Genomic DNA, 3394 nt, shown 5'->3' with positions numbered 1-3394 from the left:
TGGACATCTCCCGGCAGAACGCCCAATTCGTCCGTGAGATAGATCGGCAGGAAGGGAATGAGCATCGTATAGCTGAATGACATAAAGAGGATGTTGCAGGTCAGAATAGCCAGAACGACTTTCCAATTCATAAAATCCCCTCTTTTCTGCCAGCGTATCAGGACTGGCGCGTCAGTGTATAAATCAGGGCATTGCAGATAGCCGCGGCGACGTTGCTGCCGCCTTTGCGTCCCAGGGCTGTGATGTACGGGACGCCGGCTTTCATGATTTCTTCTTTGGCATAGACGACGTTGACGAATCCTACGGGCACGGCAATGATCAGGTCCGGATTGATCCGTCCGGATTCTATGAGTTCTTTCAGGCGCAATAAGGCCGTAGGCGCATTGCCGACGGCGATGATCAGGGGACCAGTAAGTTTTGCCGCTTTATCCATCGATGCCTGAGCCCGCGTCGTCCCCTGCTCCCTGGCAGCCTGTGCCACATCACTGTCGGCCATGTAACATACTTTGCCAGCTCCCAGTTTGTTCAGTCCCGGCGCACTGATGCCCATACAGGCCATATTCGTATCGGTGACGATCGTACAGCCACGCTTCAGAGCTTCCAGTCCGCGCCGGACGGCGCCGGGACTGAAGCGCAGGTTCCGTACATAGTCAAAATCGGCCGTCGTATGGACGACGCGCTTGATGATGGCTTTTTCATCGGGAGGCAGGATGATGTCCCCCAGTTCCTCTTCTATGATTTCCATACTGCGCCGTTCGATATCAGCCGGCAGGATGTGTTCTACTTTCATCGCATTCGTTCCTTTCTGAATTGGCGGCAGGCCCCGATAAAGCGGGATGCACAGTCCGGACAGCCGCTGAAATGAATGTGGGGATACCCGGCAAATAGCCGCCCACTGGCCACAATAGCCTGCCACTGGCGGCTGCTCCCGGCCTTATAAGCAGTACAGGACGAACCGGAAGCCGTACTACCGGAATAGTGAAATTCATGGGCCGTCAGGGTTTTACCGCGGGGCAGCAGCAAGGTGTCGGTCCGGGCTTCCAGGGTCACATAGCCAAAATGGCGCAGGCCGCCTGTCATATAGGTTTCGCCGGAAATGACGCCAGCCCAGGGAAGCAGCTGCCCGTCCTGGCAGCGGTAATAGTCATGGAGATACATGAATCCCCCGCATTCGGCCAGACAGGGCATGCCCTGCCTGATGGCCTGCCGGATTGATGCGGACATGCTCCCATTGCGGCTCAGATTCTGTGCATACAGCTCCGGATAGCCGCCACCCAGATAGAGGCCGTCACAATCGGGCAGGCTTCCATCGTGGAGCGGACTGAAGAAAATCAGCTCCGCCCCGTACGACCGTAAGGTATCCAGACTGTCTTCATAGTAGAAACAGAACGCCTCATCCCGTGCGATGGCCAGACGCACCGTATCAGCCGGAGCCGCCATGTCCGGTTCTTTCCAGGAAAGGGGCGGCGCCGTCCGGGCCAGTCCCATCATAGCACTCCAATCCAGGCTCATTCTTCCTGCATCCCCTAATTTCCGCAGTATATCCTGTAAATCGGCGATTTCAGAAGCCGTCACCAATCCCAGATGACGGCTGGAAAAGGTACAGTCCGGCATTTCCGGCAGATACCCCAGCGACCGGAGTCCCGATTCCCCTTCCCAGGCACGGCGGTAACGGGCATACACCATAGGTTTTACCCGGTTGACTATGAAACCGGCAATCCGGCTGTCTTTGCGGAATGCCGCCATCCCCTTGAGAACCGCCGCCAGTGTCAGGGCACTGCCCCGGCCATCGACGACGAGTACGACCGGCGTTCCCGTCGCAGAAGCCAGTTCATAGGCACTGGCTTCACTGCCCATACCGATGCCGTCGTAATACCCCATGGCTCCTTCCAGTATGGCAATCTCCTTTTGTCTGCCATGCCGCCCGAGAATGCGGCAGGCCGTATCCCGGCCCGGTTCGTTCCGTCCCAGGAGGAACAGATCGAGATTATACGACGGCGTATCCAGTACGCGCCTATGGAACATGGGGTCGATATAATCGGGACCACTTTTAAAGGCGGCGGCCTGACAGGAACGCCGGCGCAGCAGTTCCAGGAGTGTACAGACGACGGTCGTCTTGCCACTGCCACTGCTGGCAGCGGCAACCATGAGTCGTGGCAGGTCCGTTATAGGCATGACGAACTCCTTTCTCCGCCCGGGACGGGATCATAGGCGGCTGTCATAATATACACGGGATTCTGGGCCATCATCATATGGCTGCTGCCTACACGACGGGACCGGGCCGTCATGACCTGGGTGATATCCAGCGTATAGTCCGGTCGGCCTGCATAATACGCCGTGACCGCCGCCAGTGTTTCTACAGTGATAGCCGTCATGACGATGCGGCAGGCCCGGTTCTTGCGGTATATTTCATCCAGTATAGCCGGTATATTCCCCTTCGTCCCGCCAATAAAGGCATATTCCGGCGCAGCTGCCACACTGGGCAGTGTCCGGGCGGCATTCCCGGGAACGACGGTCACGTTGGACAAGGCAAACCGGTCTATATTGGCTGTAAGGACAGACAGGGCTTCTTCATCGATTTCAAAGGCAAAGATTTCCCCCGCCGGTGCCAGCAGTGCCAGTTCCACCGTACAGGAACCGGTGCCGGCTCCGATATCATAAATAACGGCCTGGGGAAACGGCGCCAGACGGGACAGGGCAATACTGCGGATTTCCTGCTTGGTCATAGGCGCCTTGCCGCGGATAAAAGACTCGTCGGGAAGGCCGTGGACCGGACGCTGCCAGGGCCGGGCCTTATCGTTCCAGATCATCATGACGGCCAGCGAGCCCTCTTCCTTCAGCCCGGCCAGTTCTTCTGCCGTGCCCCTGGCTACGTGTTCATCTTCATAAGACAGTCGGTATCCCACGGCAACCCGGGCCTGTCCCAGACCAGCATGACAGAGCATGCGGCACAAGGCGGCCGGCGTGTCACTGCCACCGGTAAGGCAGAATACCTTCCCATGATGGCGCACGGCTTCTGTCAGGGAATCGCGGCGGCCATGGCGGCTGACAATATAGGTATCATGCCAGTTCGTCTGCAGGAGAGCGGCGAAATACACCAGACTGCTGATGCCGGGTATGCGGACGATATGACAGTCCGGCAAGTCCCGGATGAGAGACGCCAGACTGTAAAACCCGACGTCGCCCGATACGAGGACAGCCATAGGGCCGCCGTCCGGAAGGAGAGACAGGGCCAGCTCATATATTTCATCTTTTTTATACGTATATACGAGTCGTTTGCCCGCTGCCGCATACGGCTCCACCATGCGCCGGTCTCCCACCAGGACCGGGCAGGCTGCAATAGCAGAACGGGCCCGGTCTGTCAGATATTCCGGATTTCCCGGACCGATACCGA

Annotated in this window: 3 protein-coding genes; all 3 read right to left on the bottom strand. The window is 57.9% G+C overall.

Translation table 11 applies throughout. The features are described from left to right. Nucleotides 1–157: 157 nt before the first annotated feature. Entirely contained in the window at nucleotides 158–790 is a 633-nt protein-coding gene (locus tag B4H10_RS03985; protein WP_292018224.1) for a precorrin-8X methylmutase, read from the bottom strand. Then, entirely contained in the window at nucleotides 787–2175 is a 1389-nt protein-coding gene (locus B4H10_RS03980) for a cobyrinate a,c-diamide synthase (RefSeq protein WP_292018223.1), read from the bottom strand. Before B4H10_RS03980 ends, B4H10_RS03985 begins: the two co-directional genes overlap by 4 nt. Beyond that, on the bottom strand, nucleotides 2166–3394 hold a 1229-nt coding region (gene cbiE, locus B4H10_RS03975; protein ID WP_292018222.1), incomplete at its 5' end, for a precorrin-6y C5,15-methyltransferase (decarboxylating) subunit CbiE. The genes cbiE and B4H10_RS03980, both read right to left, overlap by 10 nt.

It is taken from the genome of Megasphaera sp. UBA4382 (assembly GCF_002391155.1).
Classification (GTDB): domain Bacteria; phylum Bacillota; class Negativicutes; order Veillonellales; family Megasphaeraceae; genus Megasphaera; species Megasphaera hexanoica.
The sequence above is the reverse complement of the archived record's forward strand: the minus strand, read 5'-3'. Positions and strand labels throughout refer to the sequence as shown.

What these genes read in the sequence shown, in the direction of transcription:
- B4H10_RS03985 (WP_292018224.1), bottom strand. Translation starts at nt 790, where the DNA reads ATGAAAGTAGAACACATCCTGCCGGCTGATATCGAACGGCGCAGTATG.
- B4H10_RS03980 (WP_292018223.1), bottom strand. Translation starts at nt 2,175, where the DNA reads ATGCCTATAACGGACCTGCCACGACTCATGGTTGCCGCTGCCAGCAGT.